The sequence below is a fragment of the Oleisolibacter albus genome (assembly GCF_003336875.1).
GTDB classification, from domain to species: Bacteria; Pseudomonadota; Alphaproteobacteria; order Azospirillales; family Azospirillaceae; genus Niveispirillum; species Niveispirillum album.
Genome location: NZ_QGNJ01000025.1, coordinates 1 through 16,322 on the forward strand (window position 1 = coordinate 1; position 16,322 = coordinate 16,322).

General features: G+C 69.8%; 10 protein-coding genes. 3 read left to right on the plus strand and 7 right to left on the minus strand.

The window, feature by feature from the left end; genetic code table 11:
- Window positions 1-714: 714 nt before the first annotated feature.
- Window positions 715-2,937: a helicase-related protein gene (locus tag DK368_RS20530; RefSeq protein ID WP_114395850.1), complete on the plus strand. Its 2,223-nt coding sequence runs from the start codon at window positions 715-717 to the stop codon at window positions 2,935-2,937.
- A 184-nt stretch (window positions 2,938-3,121) separates the two neighbouring features.
- On the opposite strand, the gene DK368_RS20535 is transcribed toward DK368_RS20530, so the two are convergent.
- The 7 genes from DK368_RS20535 to DK368_RS20565 all read right to left on the minus strand — a co-directional run bounded on the left by DK368_RS20535 (window position 3,122) and on the right by DK368_RS20565 (window position 10,307).
- The gene (locus DK368_RS20535; protein WP_114395851.1) at window positions 3,122-3,895 is read right to left on the minus strand and encodes a ferredoxin--NADP reductase; all 774 of its coding nucleotides are present in this window, start codon (window positions 3,893-3,895) and stop codon (window positions 3,122-3,124) included.
- A 153-nt stretch (window positions 3,896-4,048) separates the two neighbouring features.
- Entirely contained in the window at window positions 4,049-5,686 is a 1,638-nt protein-coding gene (locus DK368_RS20540; RefSeq protein WP_114395852.1) for a hypothetical protein, read from the minus strand.
- A 70-nt stretch (window positions 5,687-5,756) separates the two neighbouring features.
- Window positions 5,757-6,599: a glycosyltransferase family 2 protein gene (locus DK368_RS20545; protein WP_205028332.1), complete on the minus strand. Its 843-nt coding sequence runs from the start codon at window positions 6,597-6,599 to the stop codon at window positions 5,757-5,759.
- A complete protein-coding gene (locus tag DK368_RS20550; protein ID WP_114395853.1) occupies window positions 6,596-7,402 on the minus strand; it encodes a sugar phosphate isomerase/epimerase family protein in 807 nt (268 codons plus the stop codon). The genes DK368_RS20545 and DK368_RS20550 overlap by 4 nt, the downstream gene beginning before the upstream one ends.
- Window positions 7,399-8,190 (minus strand): NAD-dependent epimerase/dehydratase family protein, encoded by a 792-nt coding sequence (locus DK368_RS20555; protein WP_114395854.1) that lies wholly within the window; start codon window positions 8,188-8,190, stop codon window positions 7,399-7,401. Before DK368_RS20555 ends, DK368_RS20550 begins: the two co-directional genes overlap by 4 nt.
- Before the next feature lie 10 nt (window positions 8,191-8,200).
- Window positions 8,201-9,238, minus strand: a complete 1,038-nt coding sequence (locus tag DK368_RS20560) for a glycosyltransferase family protein (RefSeq protein WP_114395855.1) — start codon at window positions 9,236-9,238, stop codon at window positions 8,201-8,203.
- Between the two features lies 1 nt (window position 9,239).
- Window positions 9,240-10,307, minus strand: a complete 1,068-nt coding sequence (locus DK368_RS20565) for an FAD-dependent oxidoreductase (protein ID WP_114395863.1) — start codon at window positions 10,305-10,307, stop codon at window positions 9,240-9,242.
- Between the two features lie 407 nt (window positions 10,308-10,714).
- Between DK368_RS20565 and DK368_RS21550 the strand changes: the two genes are divergently transcribed.
- Together DK368_RS21550 and DK368_RS20575 are read left to right on the plus strand one after the other, a co-directional pair.
- Complete coding sequence (locus tag DK368_RS21550; protein ID WP_155524659.1) at window positions 10,715-13,963, plus strand: hypothetical protein; 3,249 nt, start codon at window positions 10,715-10,717, stop codon at window positions 13,961-13,963.
- Between the two features lie 56 nt (window positions 13,964-14,019).
- Window positions 14,020-16,302 carry a glycosyltransferase family 2 protein gene (locus DK368_RS20575; RefSeq protein ID WP_155524660.1) on the plus strand — a complete coding sequence of 761 codons (2,283 nt, stop codon included), beginning with the start codon at window positions 14,020-14,022 and terminating at the stop codon, window positions 16,300-16,302.
- Window positions 16,303-16,322: the final 20 nt, after the last annotated feature.

A 16,322-nucleotide genomic window follows, 5' to 3' on the forward strand; every position in this document is an offset into this window, starting at 1 on the left:
ATGCACATGCGCCAGCATCCCCAATCGAACCAACATGGCCCAACCAAAGATCCGCCGCCTGCGCATCCCTTCTCAACACCAACTTCACTTGTCCAAGAACCCGTCCGAAACCCGGCACAGCACCCCGATCGCATCCAAAGCAACCAGCGCCGCCACCGTCTCCGGCAGAACCGGCCAGCGCCTCAGCGCCGCCCGATGCCCAGTGATATAAGACCGCGGCGCCAACTTGTCAACACCGCCGTGACGCTTTTTTGAAGTTTTTTCAGCGCCACTTCCCAGCCATCAGACCAGGAAGCCCAATATATCGGGCAAATTCCAGAAGCCAGAACCAAACCCCGCCCCAAACAACACTGCGTGCCGCCCAGAACCAAAACCGCAATTACTTGCGATCCCCTTAAGGCCCAGTCCCAACCTATCTACTCTATTCAAGATCCCGCAGACCCGTCTCCAGGTCCGCCACCCCAACCAGCCGTGCAGCCCGTCGGGAGGCGCGCTTATATGGCCTCCCCATAAACCCTGTAAAGAGGAAGAAATTCACAAGCGGTGCCACGGACGGCGAAAGACGCGCCCGGCCCCGCGCCCGCACACACAAGGCTGTGTGCCCCGGGCGGCAGATGCCTATATATAGAGGCGGACCGGCACGGTGCAGGTCCCACTCCTTTTCGTCGCGGGCGTCCCAGCGGGTCCCGCCGCCGATCGTGCAGGACACGTCCGATGGATTCCCAGTCTCCCGGCCTTCCCGGTGCCGACCCCGACCTGGTCTACGCCATGGCCCGCCACCACCCCGAGGTCATGTCCCTGGCCAAGACCGGTCTGGAGCGGGTCGAGCATGCCATCGCCCTGGGGCTGGTGCCGCTGGGCCTGCCACTGCCCAAAGGCCGGCGCGACCTGCTGGTGCCGGAGGAACGGCGGGAGGCCGTGATCCTGGAGATCCAGCTGGCCCTGGCCCGGCTGGAACGCCGCAACGCCCTGCTGGAGCAGGCCAGGCGTGCCCTGGACGGCACCGGGGTGCAATTGACCCCGGCCGAGGCCGCCGAGGCTATCGGGCGGGTCCGCCTGCGCGCCGGCGACAGCCTGTCCTGGACCGACATGCCCGGCCCCATCCGGCTGGAGGTGTCGCGCCTGCTGGAGGTGGAGGAGCTGACCGGGCTGGACGACGACACGCTGCGCCACCGCCTGCTGGCCGATCCGGAGCTGCGCCAGCGCCTGGACCAGGCCATGGGCGACGTGGCCCAGCGGTTGTGGAGCCTGCAGGACCTGGCCGGCGAAGCCGAGGACAGCTGGACCTTCGCCAATCTGGCCGAGCGCCTGTACAAGGTCTGCCGCACCAACCGCCAGCCCAATGACATCCTGCGCCGCTGGGGCGAGATCGCCGAAACCTGGCGCCATGACCGGGCCGTGGCCCGCGGCCGCGACTTCGTCAATACAGAGTTCGACTTCGCCCGCTTCGAACGGCTGTTCCCCCTGGCCCGGGCCCTCGGCCGCAAGCTGAAGCTGGTCATCGGCCCCACCAATTCTGGCAAGACCCACCGGGCCATGCAGGCCCTGAAGCGGGCCGACAGCGGCCTGTACCTGGCACCGCTGCGCCTGCTGGCGCTGGAGGTCATGGACCGGCTGAACCGCGATGGCACCCCCACCACCCTGCTGACCGGCGAGGAGGAGATCCGGGTACCGGACGCCCGCCACATCTCCTCCACCATCGAGATGCTGGACCCGGAGGCACCGGTGGATGTGGCCGTCATCGACGAGGTGCAGATGCTGGCCGACCGCGACCGCGGCTGGGCCTGGACCGCGGCGCTGCTCGGCGCACCGGCCCGCACCGTCTATCTGCTGGGCGCACCGGAGGTGCGGCCGCTGATCGAGCGCGCCGCCGCCCATCTGGGCGAGGAGCTGGAGGTCATCACCCTGGAGCGCAAGGCGCCGCTGCACGCGCTGGAGCAGCGGCTGGACTGGAGCGATGTGCAGCCGGGCGACGCCCTGATCGCCTTTTCCCGCCGCGAGGTGCATGCGGTGCGCGACACGGTGCAGGCCCGCGGCCTCAGCGCCGCCGTCATCTATGGCGCCCTGGCCCCGGAGGTGCGTCGGCGCGAGGCCGAACGCTTCACCAGCGGCGAGGCCGATGTGGTGGTGGCCACCGACGCCATCGGCATGGGGCTGAACCTGCCGGTGCGGCGCGTGCTGTTCACCGCCCTGGAGAAGTTCGACGGGATGGCGGTGCGACCGCTGACCGCCGCCGAGATCCGCCAGATCTCCGGCCGCGCCGGCCGCTATGGACATCACGAGACCGGTGAATATGGCGTCGTCGGCCGCGGCACGCCGCAGCAGCTGGAAATGCAGCTGAACCGGCCCGATCCCGCCCTCGGCGCCCGCACACCGCTGACGGTGCGCCCGACCCGGGCCATGGTGGCCCGTCTGGCCGACCGCATCGGCAGCCATTCGCTGTCATTGCTGGTGGACTGCTTCGCCGCCGCCCGCACCACCGGGTCCCCCTACCGGGTGGCCGACATGGCGCCGCTGCGCCGGCTGGCCGGCGCCCTGGATGAGCGCGACCTGTCTTTCGAGGACAAGCTGGCCCTGCTGTTCATCCCGGCCGACCTGGAGCGCGACGGCGACGCCCGTTTCTTCTTCCAGCTGTGCCGGGCGGTGGAGACGGAGCAGCCGGTACCCGTCGGTGCCGTGGTGCCGGCGCGCCTGGACAAGCTGGACGATCTGTCGCTGGAGGAGCTGTCGCGCAGCTGCGACCTGTATTATTGGGCCAGCCGTAAATTCCCCGGCCTTTATCCCGACCGGACCGAAGCTCAGGCCCGCCGGGCCACCCTGGCCGACCGGCTGAGCGAGATCCTGGCTTCCAAGGCCCGGCGGCGCCCGGCAAAGGCGGCCGCGAAAGCCGGATTCCGCGGCGCCCCGCGCAAGCGCTTCGGCCCGAAGCGGCGTTGACCGGGCAGGTCGACGCCCCGGACAAACGCATCATCCCCCGCGGCTGGGGATAACCCTGTGCGTGAGCGCAGGAAGACCGGATGCAGACCAGGCGCCGCAAGGCCCGCCTAGACAACGCCCAAAAAATAGGCAGATACCGACGCCGGCCAGACAATGCCCGGAGCGACGCCCTGGCCGGATGCCCTCACTTCTCGACGAAGGCGCGCTCGATCACATAGTGGGAGGGGGCGCCGCTGCTGCCCTCGACAAAGCCCAGCTCTTCGATCAGCTCCACGCTTTCCGCCAGCACGCTGGGGCCGCCGCAGATCATGATGCGGTCATTGGCCGGGTCCAGCGGCGCCAGCTTGCACTCCTCGTAGAACTGGCCATTGCGGATCAGGTCGGTGATCCGGCCGTGGGTGCGGAAGGGCTCCCGCGTCACCGTGGGATAATAGGTCAGCTTGGCGGCCACGCTCTCACCCAGGAACTCGTTCAGCGGCAGTTCCTGGGTGATGTAGTCATGATAGGCCAACTCTGCCACGGTGCGGCAGGTGTGGGTCAGCACCACGCGGTCGAAGCGTTCATAGACCTCGGGATCGCGGATCAGGCTCATGAACGGGGCAAGCCCGGTGCCGGTGGAGAACATGTGCAGGGTCTTGCCCGGCAGCAGGTTCGACAGCAGCAGGGTCCCGGTGGCCTTGCGACCGAGCAGAACCGTATCGCCCGGCTGGATGTGCTGCAGGCGGCTGGTCAGCGGGCCGTTCTGCACCTTGATCGACAGGAACTCCAGGTGCTCCTCATAGTTGGCGGAAACCATGGAATAGGCGCGCATCAGGGGCTTGCCGTCGACCATCAGGCCGATCATGGCGAACTGGCCGTTCTCGAACCGGAAGCTGGGCTCACGCGTGCAGGTGAAGGTGAACAGCGTATCGGTCCAGTGGTGAACCGTCAGCACCTTGCATTCGATCAGATTGCTCATTCCCGCACGTTCCTTGCCCACACCGACCGCAAACGGTCCCGATCAGAAGCTACGGAGGTAATGGACAGCACCGGTCCGTGCAATCCCGCATTCCACATGGCAGGTGCGACAGATTCCTGCCGGCGAACATGACCGATCGCAAGGACAGGACGGTCAGGAGCCGCTCCGCTCCCCACTCTGCTCCAGGATGCGGACGGGGGCGGGATAGCCGTCACGGTCCGGGTCCAGGGGCGGGCCGTCGAGCCAAAGGCGGTTGTTCTCCACCGCCCGCACCGTGCGCACCGTTCCGGAGCCCAAGCGCAGGCGTGTGCCCGGTCCGATGGTGCCTGCACTTTCCCGGTCGTTGATGAAGAAGCCGGCCGCAGGCGCATCCACACGGGCCCAGACGCCGCGGCGCCAGTTGCCGTCGGAAAAGTCGGCCGCGGCCAGGGGTGGGCGCAGCGCCGTAGGATAGGGAGCGCGCCAGCGGTCCGGACAGATCGGCACGGCCATCAGGTCCGGCTGTCCGGGAACGGGCTCCGCCGCCCGCAGCTGGTCATGGAAACCACGGGCCACCGCCGGACAGGGCACATCCACCGTGAACAGGATCGTGCGCAGGTTCAACAGCATGGTGGCGGCCAGCGCGGCCAGCACCAGCACCCCGATACGCCGTTCCCAGTCCCGGCCGGTCCGGATCAGCGCCACACCGGCCCAGACCACAGCCAGCAGCAGCAGCAGGTTCTGGGCATGGAAATAGCGGTCGGGATGGCTGTGGACATAGCCGGCCAGGGACTGTTGCAGCATGGGCCGCTGCACCGCCGTGGCGATGCTGGCCAGCAGCAGCGTCCCGACCGTGAGGATGTACCCGCGGCGGTCCGGCCCGTGCAGCCGGCGCCCCCCGGCCGCCAGGAACAGACCCAGCAGCAGGGTGAGGCCAAGCACCAGCCCATGGGTCAGCTGGGAATAGAAGGGGAAGACCAAGGGATAGAGCAGCGGCCGTGCCACCCCGGCCGCCAGGAAGCCGGCCAGGGTCAGGGCCTGGTCGTGGTCCGGCCGTGGTGCGGCCAGAACCCCGCTGACCGTCGGAATGGTGAGGAGCAGCAGACCCAGCACCAGCAGAAGATCGTTGCCGTGGACCCGCGGATGCCCGCCGGAGAGGCCGCGGATCAGGCGGCCCGCCAGCAGCACCGATGTCACGGCGATGGCGATGGGATTGGTGGCACAGCAGAGCAGCAGCAGCAGGTCCAGCCAGAGAACGCGACCGTCGAACCCGGACCGGCGCGGCAGGGCCATCTGCCACAGGCCGGTCAGCACGGCCACGGCCAGGAAGGCGTAGCCGGCATTGAGCGCCCGCCCCCACACCTCTGCCGCGATGACGCCGAAGGGCAGCAGGGCGAACAGCAGCACCAGCCCGACCCGCGCCGCCAGGGGCAGGTAGGCCCGCAGCGCCAGCAGCGGATAGAACGACACCGCGGCGAAGAATCCATAGGAGACCCAGCCGATCGTGGCGGGCAGGTGGTCCACCTCGGTCACGCCATGGAACAGACCGTTGATGAGGATGGCGAGGTGCAGGATCAGGATGTTCCCGACCGTGAAATAGTCGGGCCGCGCATGCAGATAGGCGGCCAGGGCCCCTTCCCGATAGATCAGGGCTGTCCAGATCCCGTCCTCGGCATACATGGTCGGCAGATCGACCGCGAACGGATTGCGCAGATAGGCCAGAAGGAGCGTCAGCAGGAACACCGCCAGCAGACCGAGCCGGCGCATCAGGACCCGCCAGGGTCGGCGCACCGCCGCCGGATCAGCCGTCATGGCGGCAGCCCCGGGGCCGGGAGGGCAGAAGGCCATGGGGACACCCTGGCTATGGAAAACGGAGCCGCTGCTAGCGGGCGGCGGGGTGGAACTTCCCGGCCACCACATCCAGCAGTTCGCGCAGCAGCGCGAGCCGCCCGGACAGGCCGTTGATCTTGGTCGGGGTCTTGGCTTTGGGGGGATAGGCGCGCTCCACCGGGACCTCGCACACCGCGTATTTCAGCTGCGGCGCCCGGATGGAGAGATAGAACAGCAGGCTGTACCGGTCGAACACCGACCGGAACGGAGCCACCCGCGGATCGAGCAGGAAGCAGCGGCTATAGCCGCGGAAGCCGTTGGTGGTGTCCGTGTACCAGAACCCGCCGGCCAGCGAGACCAGCGGCGCATGCACCAGCCGGTTGCCGATATGGCGGTCCAGCGGCGTGTTGACCGCCCGCCCGCCGGGCCGATAGCGCGATCCCTGGACCAGATCATAGCCGTCCTGCAGGGCCTGGACGAAACGGGCGATGGCGTCCACCCCGTCCTTGCCGTTGCCGTCGATGGTGACGATCCCCTCATAACCCTGCTCCAGGCACCAGGCATAGGCCATGCGCAGCTGGGCGCTAAGCTTGCCCGGCCCAGTCTTGGTCAGCAGGCAGCGCACACCGGCCCCGGTCAGGAAGCCCGGCTCCAGCGAGCCGTCGCTGGAGCCGCCATCGGCAATGACCACATCCACGGACGGGGCCGCCGTGCGGATACGCTCCAGCTGTGCCCGGATACGCTGGCCCTCGTTGATGACCGGGATCACCAGGGCGTGGGTATGGCGCCGGGGGCCGAACAGATCGACACGATGGGCCGGCACCTCCACATCGGCCATGCGGAACCCGCCGGGCGGTATCGGCCGACGCTCGGCCTGCGTCTCCGCGCGTGTCATTGGTAGTCCCTCCGCATGAGGTCGAGGGCGCGTGCCATGGCATCCCGCCAGTCCGCGCACTGTTTCATCTCGGCCGAAACCCAGCCGGCATAGCCCAGGCCGCGGAACACCGCCCCCAGCGGACCGTGGTCGCAGCCGCCGGTGCCGAGTACAGCCAGGCCGGGTTCGCTGACATGGGCATGACCGATCCAGGGCAGCACGCGGCGCAGCACCGCCGGGTCCTCCCGCATCAGGAACAGCGTCCCCGTATCGAGCTGAAGGCGGATGCCGGGACTGTCGATGCGGGCCACCAGATCCGCCGCCTCGTCCGTGCGCTGGATGAAGCGGCAGCCGTAGAACGGCGCATTGGCTTCGATGCACAGGGTGGTGCCATGGTCGGCGAAGACCCGGCCCACGGCCTGGAAAAAACGCGTGGCCTGATCCAGCGCCGCCGCCTCCGGCAGGCTTCCAGGATCGCGCAGAGCCGGCGAACCGAACACGCAGGACCCGGCCCCCAGCAGGGCCGCCACCTCCGCCACACGGGTCAGCGCCGCGGCCAGCGCCGTCCGCTCCGTCGGCGGGCCGAACAGGCTGGCCCCCCGCACCCCGAACAGCAGCCCCTGCAGCGCCGGGCAGCAGAGCCCCTCCCCCTCCAGCCGGGCGCGATAGGCGCGGATATCCGCATCCGACGCCGCGGCCAGGGGGCCGAACTGCTTCACCGGGGCGATCTCGATCCCGGCATAGCCCAGGCCGCGCGCGGCCTGCAGGGCCTCGCCATCGGCCTCCAGCGGCCAGGTGAGGTTGGAGATGGCGAAGCGGGTCATGCGCCGTCCCGTTCCCGCCGCCGTTCCGCGGCGACGAAGGCGCCGATCCCGTCCAGCACCGCACCGGCGGGCAGCCTGTACTCCCCCTCGGCGCCGAAGGCGGCGGCATACCGGGTCTTCAGCCGGTAGTGGATGGGGTCCCCTGCCTGGGGCCTGACCGGCGCATCCGGGAAGAAGCGGGCGATGATATCCCGCATGGGCACCGGCTCGGTGAAGAGATTGACCAGCGTCAGCCCGTGGCGCCGCGCGCGTTCCACATCGTCCCAGGTCCGCTCCACCGGATACCATTGATAGACGCCGTCCGGATCGATGCGGTCGACCTGATTGTCATTCAGCAGATCGAACAGGGCGTTCTTGCGCAGGCCCGGCCCGAACAGGGCCGGCAGGCGCACCATCAGCGCCTGGGGGAAGCGCTGACGGACCCAGCCCTCCAGCCGCAGACGGTTGCGGCCATAGGCATGGTTCTCCAGACCGTCCAGCACCGCCGTCTCGTCCAGCGGCTGGGATGGATCGGGATAGACATCGATGGTGGAGATCAGGGTGAACTTGCGGGCCTTGATGGCGTCCAGCGCATCGATCAGGCGCTGAATACCGGCCCAGTCCGCCTCGGGCTCGCGGTTCGCGACCCATTTCCTGGCCGAGACGCCGGCACAGACCACATGGTCGAAGCGGTGGCCGCGGATGCCGTCGATGCTGCGGGAATTGTAGCGGTCGGTGAAGCGGCCCGGCTGGTCCAGGGTCCCGCCGACGAAGCCGGTATGGCCGATCAGGGCTGTGCGCTGCTGCATGTCCCGTTTCCTATCTGGCGCGGACGGCGCCGGTCGCGGCCGGCGGCGCCCCCAGCCGGTACTGGCCGGTCTGGTCGACAACATTGAGCCGGGCGGCCCGGCGGCTGAGGGGGCTGCGGATCTCCCGCGCCACCACGTGCCGTCGCCGCGGGCTGAGCGCGCGGTGGATCTGCACCACATATTCGGCCAGCAGGCCGAACATCACCGACAGCAGCAACATCATCACCGACAGCTGCAGCGACAGCGTGGTCCAGCCGGGCTGGACATCGGCCTTGAAGACATAGACCAGCAGCGTGTACAGCGCCGTCAGCAGCGACAGGCCGCCGGTCAGCAGCGCCCCCAGGCTGACGATGCGGATGGGGACGGCGCTGGCGCTGAGCAGCGTGCGCACGGCCTTGCCCACGGATTCCTGCATCCCGCGCGACGCGGCGAAGGAGGGTTCCAGCGGCAGTTCGACCCGCCGTGTGGGGAAGCCGCCGGGGACCAGGCTGGATTTCAGCAGCATCTCCCCGTCGGCGGCGCTGACGATGTGCAGGGCCGCCGCCCGCGAATAGAGCCGCAACGGCAGTTGCGCGAATTCCAGCCGGGTGCCGTTGAGATTGTCATACAGGCGGTAAAAGGCGGTCTGCAGGCGGCGGCGCAGGATGCCAACCCGCGGGGGCCGGCCGGACACCCCGAACAGGATGTCGGACCCACCCTCACCTGCTGCCCGGCCGTCGGCGGCCAGGAATCCGGGCACGGCCTCCATCACCACGGCGCAAGGGGCACAGAGCAGGACATGATCGCCCAGGGCGTTCTCCATGCCGACCAGACAGGCCATGTCGGGGTCGATGCGCTGGGGCAGGAACAGGACCGTGCTGTCCGGCAGTTGCTGGGCCATATCGGCCAGCCGCCGCGCCATGGCGTCATCGACCCCGTTGGCCACCAGGACCAGCTCGGCATCGCTGGCATGCTCGGCCAGATGCTGGCCCAGGCGCAGCAGCGCCTCCGCATCGGGGAGCTGACTCTCGACCGCGATCACCGCGGTGATGGAGCCGGAATCGCTCATCTCAGGCCTCCCATACCGTTTGGCGGATGATGTCGAGCACGTCGTAGATGTTGTCGATCTTGGCCCCCAGCACCGACAGGATGCGGGGGCTGGTCGGGCTGGCCTCCACCAGCACGGGCCGGCCGTCATCCGCCTCGTTGCGGGCCAGGACGGCCTTGATCTCGAACAGCGACCGCAGATAGGCGGCCTTGCCCAGGCCGGGCAGATAGCGGGCGCTGTCGCGCAGCATGGATTCGGCGTTGGAGCGCAACGGGGCAGGCGCGGCATCGGCCGCGTCGTGCCAGGAGGCATGCGGCGTGTAGCGCACATGGCTCAGGGAATAGCAGCGCCCGGCCGGGAACGGCATGACCGAGAAGAACGGGCCATCCATCACGGTGATGCCCAGGCCATCCAGTTCCGGCGGCGGCCGGATCATGGCCATTTCCGTCAGCTCGCGCTTGATGCGGCTGGTGACCCGGCAGCCCACCGCATCCAGAGCGGCATAGGTGCAGTTCAACACATGGCGGGCCGTCGCCGGCTCCCCGCCCAGGGTCAGGCGTACCGTATCGGCGTCGGCCGCCACGATCCGGGCCTCCGCCCCCAGCAGCACCTCCACCCCGGCATCGGCCAGCTCGCGCTGCACGCGGTCGCGGATGGCGGCGGCATCGAAGGCGAATTCCTGGACCTTGAACACATCCTCGATCAGGTCCGGCGCGAACAGCTTGCCGATCCGGCTCCAGGCCGGCTGGCAGGTGGCGCCGATGGCGGCGCAGAAACGCTGGAACTGGGCAGCACTGACCTTGGACCCGGCGGCGATGGCGTAATACTTGTCCCAGCCATTGCTGACAGCATAGGCGTAATCGCGGCAGAACCGTTGGAAATTGTCCCGCGAGCGCTTGGCCGTCGCGAAGGAGCGGGGGTAGTGGTAGCCGTTGTGGATCCGGGCCTGGTTCACATAGGACGCCCGGCTGAGAAGCTGCTTTTCCCGTTCCGCCACCACCACATGGCGCAACCCGGCAGCCTTCAGTTCCAGCGCCACCTTGCAGCCGAAGAAGCCGCCGCCGATGACCAGGGCATCATGCTGCCGCATCGGGCCGCCCGCCGTCATCCGCGGCAGCGGATCGGCCCCCGCCGGCAAAGCCGCCGTGTGGGACGGTTCCAGCCACGTCCTCCTGCATCCGCCCGTTCCCCACCAGATCCCCTTTCCCCGGCCCAATCCTTCGCGAAGGCTGGATGGCCCTAATTAACGCGCCAGCATTGTCCTGTCAGCCTCCGCCATTGTGGCTAATACAAATTGGATTATTCAGGTGCGATCGAGTAAAAAAGATTGAGAACCATCATCCAATATTCCGAACAGACGGCCATTTTTGCCCACAATAACTCATTCCAGAACGCACTCCCGCTGGATAGAAGATCAGGACAGCCGGATTTCTCATGAACACCCGGCAGCACCGGCTGAAAAGGCGCCGGCACCATTGTCCGGCGCCAGGGGACCGCATGGGATTGCGACAGACGACGATCATCGGACCGGATCAGGTCCTGCTGCCGGACGCCGGGCCAGGGGGGGCGCGTCCTGTCCTGTCCTGGCTGTCGATCTCCATCGGCATCCTGTGCGGCACAGCCGCGGCGGCTTGCGCCTGGACCGGCATGGCACTGCACCCCGGCTATCCCGATTTCGTCCCCGGTCTGCTGGCATGGCAGGATGCCACCAAGCTGGAGGATCTGGTCGCCGCCCTAGTCTTCGTGGCGGTGGCGCCGGTCGGGCTTCTGCTCACGGCCCGCCTGGATGCGGCCGTGGCCTGCCGCGGCGATAGGGCGGCGACCGATGCCTGGCGCGGCCTGATGCTATGCTGTCTGGCGCCGGCGGCCTTCGTCGTCGGCCGCGCCATGGCCGGACAGCTGACGGCGTTCTTTCCGGCCCTGGGGCTGGCCGCGGCCCTGCTGGCCGCCCTGTTCACCCTGCGTGCCCTGCGCAGCCGGTCCCGCCCGACCTTCGACCGGACCTGGGTGGAGGCCGCCGGCCAGGGCGTGGCAGCCGTCGGGCTGGCGGCACTTCTGCCCTTCGCCCTGGCCCTGGCCGTGGCCCGGGTCGGTCAGGTGCCCCTGCTGGAGCCGGGCGCCATCGGCCGGGCGGGCCTGCTGGCCGCCGGCCTGACCACCATCCTGGTTCTGCGCGGCGACCCCGCGCAGATCCGGCGCCTGCTGGCGCTGACGCAGCTGGGCCTGCCCCTGTTCTTCTTCGCCCTGATCCCGCCCCGCTTTCTTGAACCGGGCGCGGCCGGTCCGCTGGCGCTGCCGGTGCGCTGGACCCTGCCGGCCCTGGCCTGGGGGCTGGTGCTGCTGGGACTGGGCGATGCGCTGCGCCGTCTGCGCCAGCCGGTGCCGGTGTCGCCGCTGGCGCTGGCCGGTCTGGTCTGCCTGCTGGCGCTCAGCCCGGTGCCGATCCCGCTGGTGCCGGCCGATGATTACCATTTCGGGGAAAGCCTGGTGCCGTTCTGGCAATGGCAGCAGTTCGGCATCCGGCCCTATCTCGACTATACCCCGGCCCATGGGCTGCTGGACTATCTGCCGGGCGCCTTGTCCGCGCTGTTCCTCGACGGCACTGCGGCCAGCACCGCCGCCTGGGGCAACCGCATCGGCGTCGCCCTGCTGGCCACGGGCCTGACCTGCGCCCTGGCCCTGCCGCTGGGCCTGCTGCCCACGCTGGTGCTGATGGCGGTGCTGGTGCAGCCGACCGTGGATCTGTCGGCCTACAGCGTCATCCTGCTCGGCCTCTGCCTGCTGCTGCGGCCGGACCTGTTGCAGCGGCCGCGGGCCTGGCTCTGCGCCGTCTGCGGTGTCGTGCTGTGTCTGGTGCTGGTGACGCCCGGCCAGGGCGGTGGCGCCATCCTGGCCCTGCTGCCCTTTTCCCTGTGGCTGCTGGCGCTGGCGCTGCGGACCGACCTCCGCCGCACGCTGGTGACGGCCGGCCTGATGCTGGCCGCCATCGCCCTGCTGGCCGTGCCGACGCCGATCGGCGGCATGATGATTGGCGCCGTGCGCTATGCGCTGGAGAACAGCCGCATCAATCTGGTGGCCTGGGCCATTCCCTGGCGCTGGAGCCTGCCGCCGGCCGGCACGGGGGACGATCCGCTGTTCCAGGCGCTGCGGCTTGGCTGGATGGTGGTGCCGGCCCTGGCCGTCGCCACCCTGGTCTGGCTGCGGCAGCAGCCGGCGGGATCCTTGCCACGCCGCCGCATCGCCCTGGCCGGCAGCTTCGCCCTGCTGTTCCCCCTGGCCATCCTCAGCTACAGCCTGGGCCGCATCGATCCGGCCGGCGCATCGCGCACGGGCGTGGTGACGCTGGTGGCCGTGGCCCTGCTGCTGCCGCTGATGCTGTTTCCCCTGGCCGGAGCGGCGGGCCGCGGCGCCCTGCTGCTGCTGGCCGCCCTGGTCGTCGGTGTCTTCACCCGGGCGCCGACACTGGGCGCCGTCAACACCGCCATCCTGCCCGTGGTCGCCACACCGGCCACCCTGACCCGCGGGGCGGAGATCGGCCTTCCCGCCCTGGGCACCGGCCTGACCCAGCCCGAGCATATTGCCCGCATCCTGGAGTTGAAGCGGATCGCCGATGCTGTTCTGGCCCCGGGCGAGGGGCTGCTGGATCTGACCAACCGCAACGCCCATTATTTCTATCTTGGCCGGCCGGTGCCCATCGAGGCCGGGGCGCCGCTGAACCTGGCCCACACGGACCAGCAGCGCCGGGCCGTCGCCCGCCTGATGGCCAAGCCGCCGCCCCTGGTCATCCTGTCCGCGGACAATCTGCTGTTCGACAATCAGACACCGGCCCTGCGGACGCACCTGCTCTACCGCTTCGTGCTCGACACCTATGTCCCGGTCAAGGTGGGGATGCGCATCCTGGGCGTGCTGCCGGATCGTCTGGGCCGGCTGGCCGGGCTGGACCCGCCGCGTCCGCCCATGGCGGCGGAGCATACCGACCCCAACTGGATCCGCGGCATCTCCCGCCACCGGGCCGGCTTCTTCGTGGCGGAGGAAAGCCAGCTCGCCGGCCTGAGTCCGGGCCAGACCGTGACCCTGGCCGGCAGCGGCCCGCGCCGGGTAGTGGCGGTCGATGGCCGCAATGTCTGGCTGGAGGGCGGCCTGCTCGATCCGGACGGGGACGGCTTTCCCCATCCCATCGGCCTGCCGGCCGGGGTGGGTCTGTCCGGACAGCAGGCGGAGCGCGAGCACCACCTGACCCTGTTCGATGCCGCCTTCCGGCAGGGGGACCTGCAACGCCTGCCGGCGGCCTGGGGCCGATCCTTCGACCGGCTGCGGCCATTGATGCGGCCGGTCCGGCAAGCCGCCGTGCAGCCCCCGGCGGCCAGGGACGGGCACTTCACCCTGGATCTCGGCGGGTCACCGCTGGACGGGCGGACGGCCGGCCTGCTGGCCTTCACCCTGACCTGCCGCGAAGGAGGCCGGGAGGGGAACCGGGATGAAGGCCGCGGGGCGGGCGCGGACAGCATCCCGGTCACGGTCGGCTGGCAGGCCCGCACGCCCGGATGGGGCCGCACCCTGGCCTTTTCGGCCCGGCCCGGCATCAATCTGCTGCCGTTGGACAGTCAGCCGCGCTGGCTGCTGACCCCGGATCTGACCAGCCTGACCCTGGGCATCGCCGGGCCGGCCTGCCCGCAGGCGGCACTGGCCGACGTCACCCTGTTCCAGCGGACCGCAGTGCCCCAGGCGGGCATGGCCGGCCCCTGATGGCGACGACGGACGACAGAACGGCGGGCAGCGGGGAAGCCCGGCCGCGGGGGACGGTGCTCCCCCGCTGGCGGCCGGCGCTGGACGGGCTGCTGCGCTATCGCCGCCACCGGCCGACGTTGAGGGCGGAGCAGGATCTGCGGAGCCTGGGCGACAACCGGTTCGAGCGCACCGGACCGGCCCCCCGGCTGTGCCTGGATTTCGGCGGCGGGCCGGCGCCGGGCGGCTGGTGCCTGCTGCGGCTGCGTGGCGACGGGCACGGCGGGATGCCCACGCTGCTGCTGCGCCACGGCGCCGACTGGGTCCCGCTGGAGACCATCCGGACCGGAGACGATGCGGACGGAACGGCCATGCTGGCGCGGCTGCCGGATCAGCCCGTACCGCTGGCCCTGCACCTGCACACCGAGGCTGCGCACATCACGGTGCGGTCCCTGACGCTGGCAGCGCTGGGCCCCCTGGCGCTGGCCGCCCATCTGATCCGGCACGAGCCGGCGCTGCTGCGCCGGCTGCTGGCCGCCGGCAGCCCGGCCAGGGCCCGTCTGCGGCTGGCCGACCATCTGGCCCGGCGCCGCGATGCCGGTTATGCCCGCTGGATCGATCTGCATGACCGCCGCGGCCCGGCCGATATCGCCGCCATCCGCACCCACATCGCCCGGATGAGGGAGCCGCCGCTGATCTCCATCCTGATGCCGGTGTACGAGACGGCGGCGGAGCATCTGCGCGCCGCCATCGACAGTGTGCTGGGCCAGATCTATCCGCATTGGGAACTCTGCATCGCCGACGATGCCTCCCCGTCCCCGCATGTGGGGGCGATCCTGACCGACTATGCGCGCAAGGACCCGCGCATCCGGGTGACACGGCGGAGGGAGAACGGGCATATCGCCCGCGCCAGCAACACCGCCCTGGAGATGGCCCACGGTCCTTTCGTCGCCCTGATGGACCATGACGACCTGCTGAGCGACCACGCGCTCTATCTGGTTGCCGCCACGCTGGAGGCCCACCCGGACACCGACCTCCTCTATTCCGACGAGGACAAGGTCGATGCCGCCGGCGTGCGGCACGATCCGCACTTCAAATCCGACTGGAATCCGGAACTGTTCCTGCATCAGAACATGGTCAGCCATCTGGGCGTCTACCGGACGGCGCTGGCCCGCCGCATCGGCGGCTTCCGGCCGGGCTACGAGGGCAGCCAGGATTACGACTTCACCCTGCGGGCGGTGGAGGCGACGGCAGCGGAGGCGAAAGCGGCGGAGCGCATCCGCCATATCCCGCACATCCTCTATCACTGGCGGGTCTTCGCCGATTCCGGCTCCTTCTCCACCCGCGCGCTGGATCGGGCCATGGACGCCGCGCGCCGGGCCGTCGGCGACCATCTGGCCCGCGCCGGCACGCCGGCCACGGTCGAGGCCGGACCGGCGGGCAGCGCCGCGCCCTATCACCGGGTCCGCCGCCTCTGCCCCGACCCGCTACCCCCGGTCAGCCTGATCGTTCCCACCCGCGACCGGGTGGATCTGCTGCGCACCTGCCTTGGCGGGCTGCTGGAGCGCACCGACTATCCCGCGCTGGAGGTCATCGTCGCCGACAATGGCAGCCGCGAGCGGGAAACCCTGGCCTATCTGCACAGCCTGCGGCAGGAGCCGCGGGTCCGGGTGCTGCCGCTGCCGGGACCGTTCAACTTCTCCGCCATCAACAATGCCGCCGTGGCGGCGGCGCACGGCCCCCTGGTCGGCTTCATCAACAACGATGTCGAGGTCATCCACGCCGACTGGCTGCGGGTGCTGGTGGCCCAGGCCTGCCGACCGGAGGTGGGGGCCGTGGGAGCCAAGCTGCTGTACGGCAACGGGCTGGTACAGCATGGCGGGATCGCCACCGGGGTGCAGGGGGTGGCCGGCCATCTCCACCCGCTGGCCGGCCGGAACGAGACCGGCTATTTCGGGCGGCTGGCCCTGGCGCAGAACCTGTCGGCGGTGACGGCCGCCTGCCTGCTGATGCGCCGCGCCCTGTTCCTGGAACGGGGCGGCTTCGATGCCGATCATCTGGCCGTGGCCTTCAACGATGTCGATCTGTGCCTGCGGCTGCGGCAGGCCGGCTATCAGGTGATCTGGACGCCGCAGGCAGAGCTGTACCACCATGAATCCCTGTCGCGGGGCAGCGACCTGGACCCGGCCAGGATCGAGCGGTTCCGCCGGGAAATCGCGGTCATGCAGCAGCGCTGGGGGCCGGTGCTGACCCGGGACCCCTATTACAATCCCAACCTGTCGCTGGCGTCAGGCCGATTCGCGCCGGCCTTCCCGCCACGGGCCCCCAAACCATGGCTGGACCCGGCACAGCGGGGGTGAGGTTATACCGGCCCCGCGGG

Bases quoted from the DNA above. Each gene is read 5' to 3' on its own strand.
- DK368_RS20530 (WP_114395850.1), top strand. From the start codon at position 715: ATGGATTCCCAGTCTCCCGGCCTTCCCGGTGCCGACCCCGACCTGGTC.
- DK368_RS20535 (WP_114395851.1), bottom strand. From the start codon at position 3,895: ATGAGCAATCTGATCGAATGCAAGGTGCTGACGGTTCACCACTGGACC.
- DK368_RS20540 (WP_114395852.1), bottom strand. From the start codon at position 5,686: ATGACGGCTGATCCGGCGGCGGTGCGCCGACCCTGGCGGGTCCTGATG.
- DK368_RS20545 (WP_205028332.1), bottom strand. From the start codon at position 6,599: ATGACACGCGCGGAGACGCAGGCCGAGCGTCGGCCGATACCGCCCGGC.
- DK368_RS20550 (WP_114395853.1), bottom strand. From the start codon at position 7,402: ATGACCCGCTTCGCCATCTCCAACCTCACCTGGCCGCTGGAGGCCGAT.
- DK368_RS20555 (WP_114395854.1), bottom strand. From the start codon at position 8,190: ATGCAGCAGCGCACAGCCCTGATCGGCCATACCGGCTTCGTCGGCGGG.
- DK368_RS20560 (WP_114395855.1), bottom strand. From the start codon at position 9,238: ATGAGCGATTCCGGCTCCATCACCGCGGTGATCGCGGTCGAGAGTCAG.
- DK368_RS20565 (WP_114395863.1), bottom strand. From the start codon at position 10,307: ATGCGGCAGCATGATGCCCTGGTCATCGGCGGCGGCTTCTTCGGCTGC.
- DK368_RS21550 (WP_155524659.1), top strand. From the start codon at position 10,715: ATGGGATTGCGACAGACGACGATCATCGGACCGGATCAGGTCCTGCTG.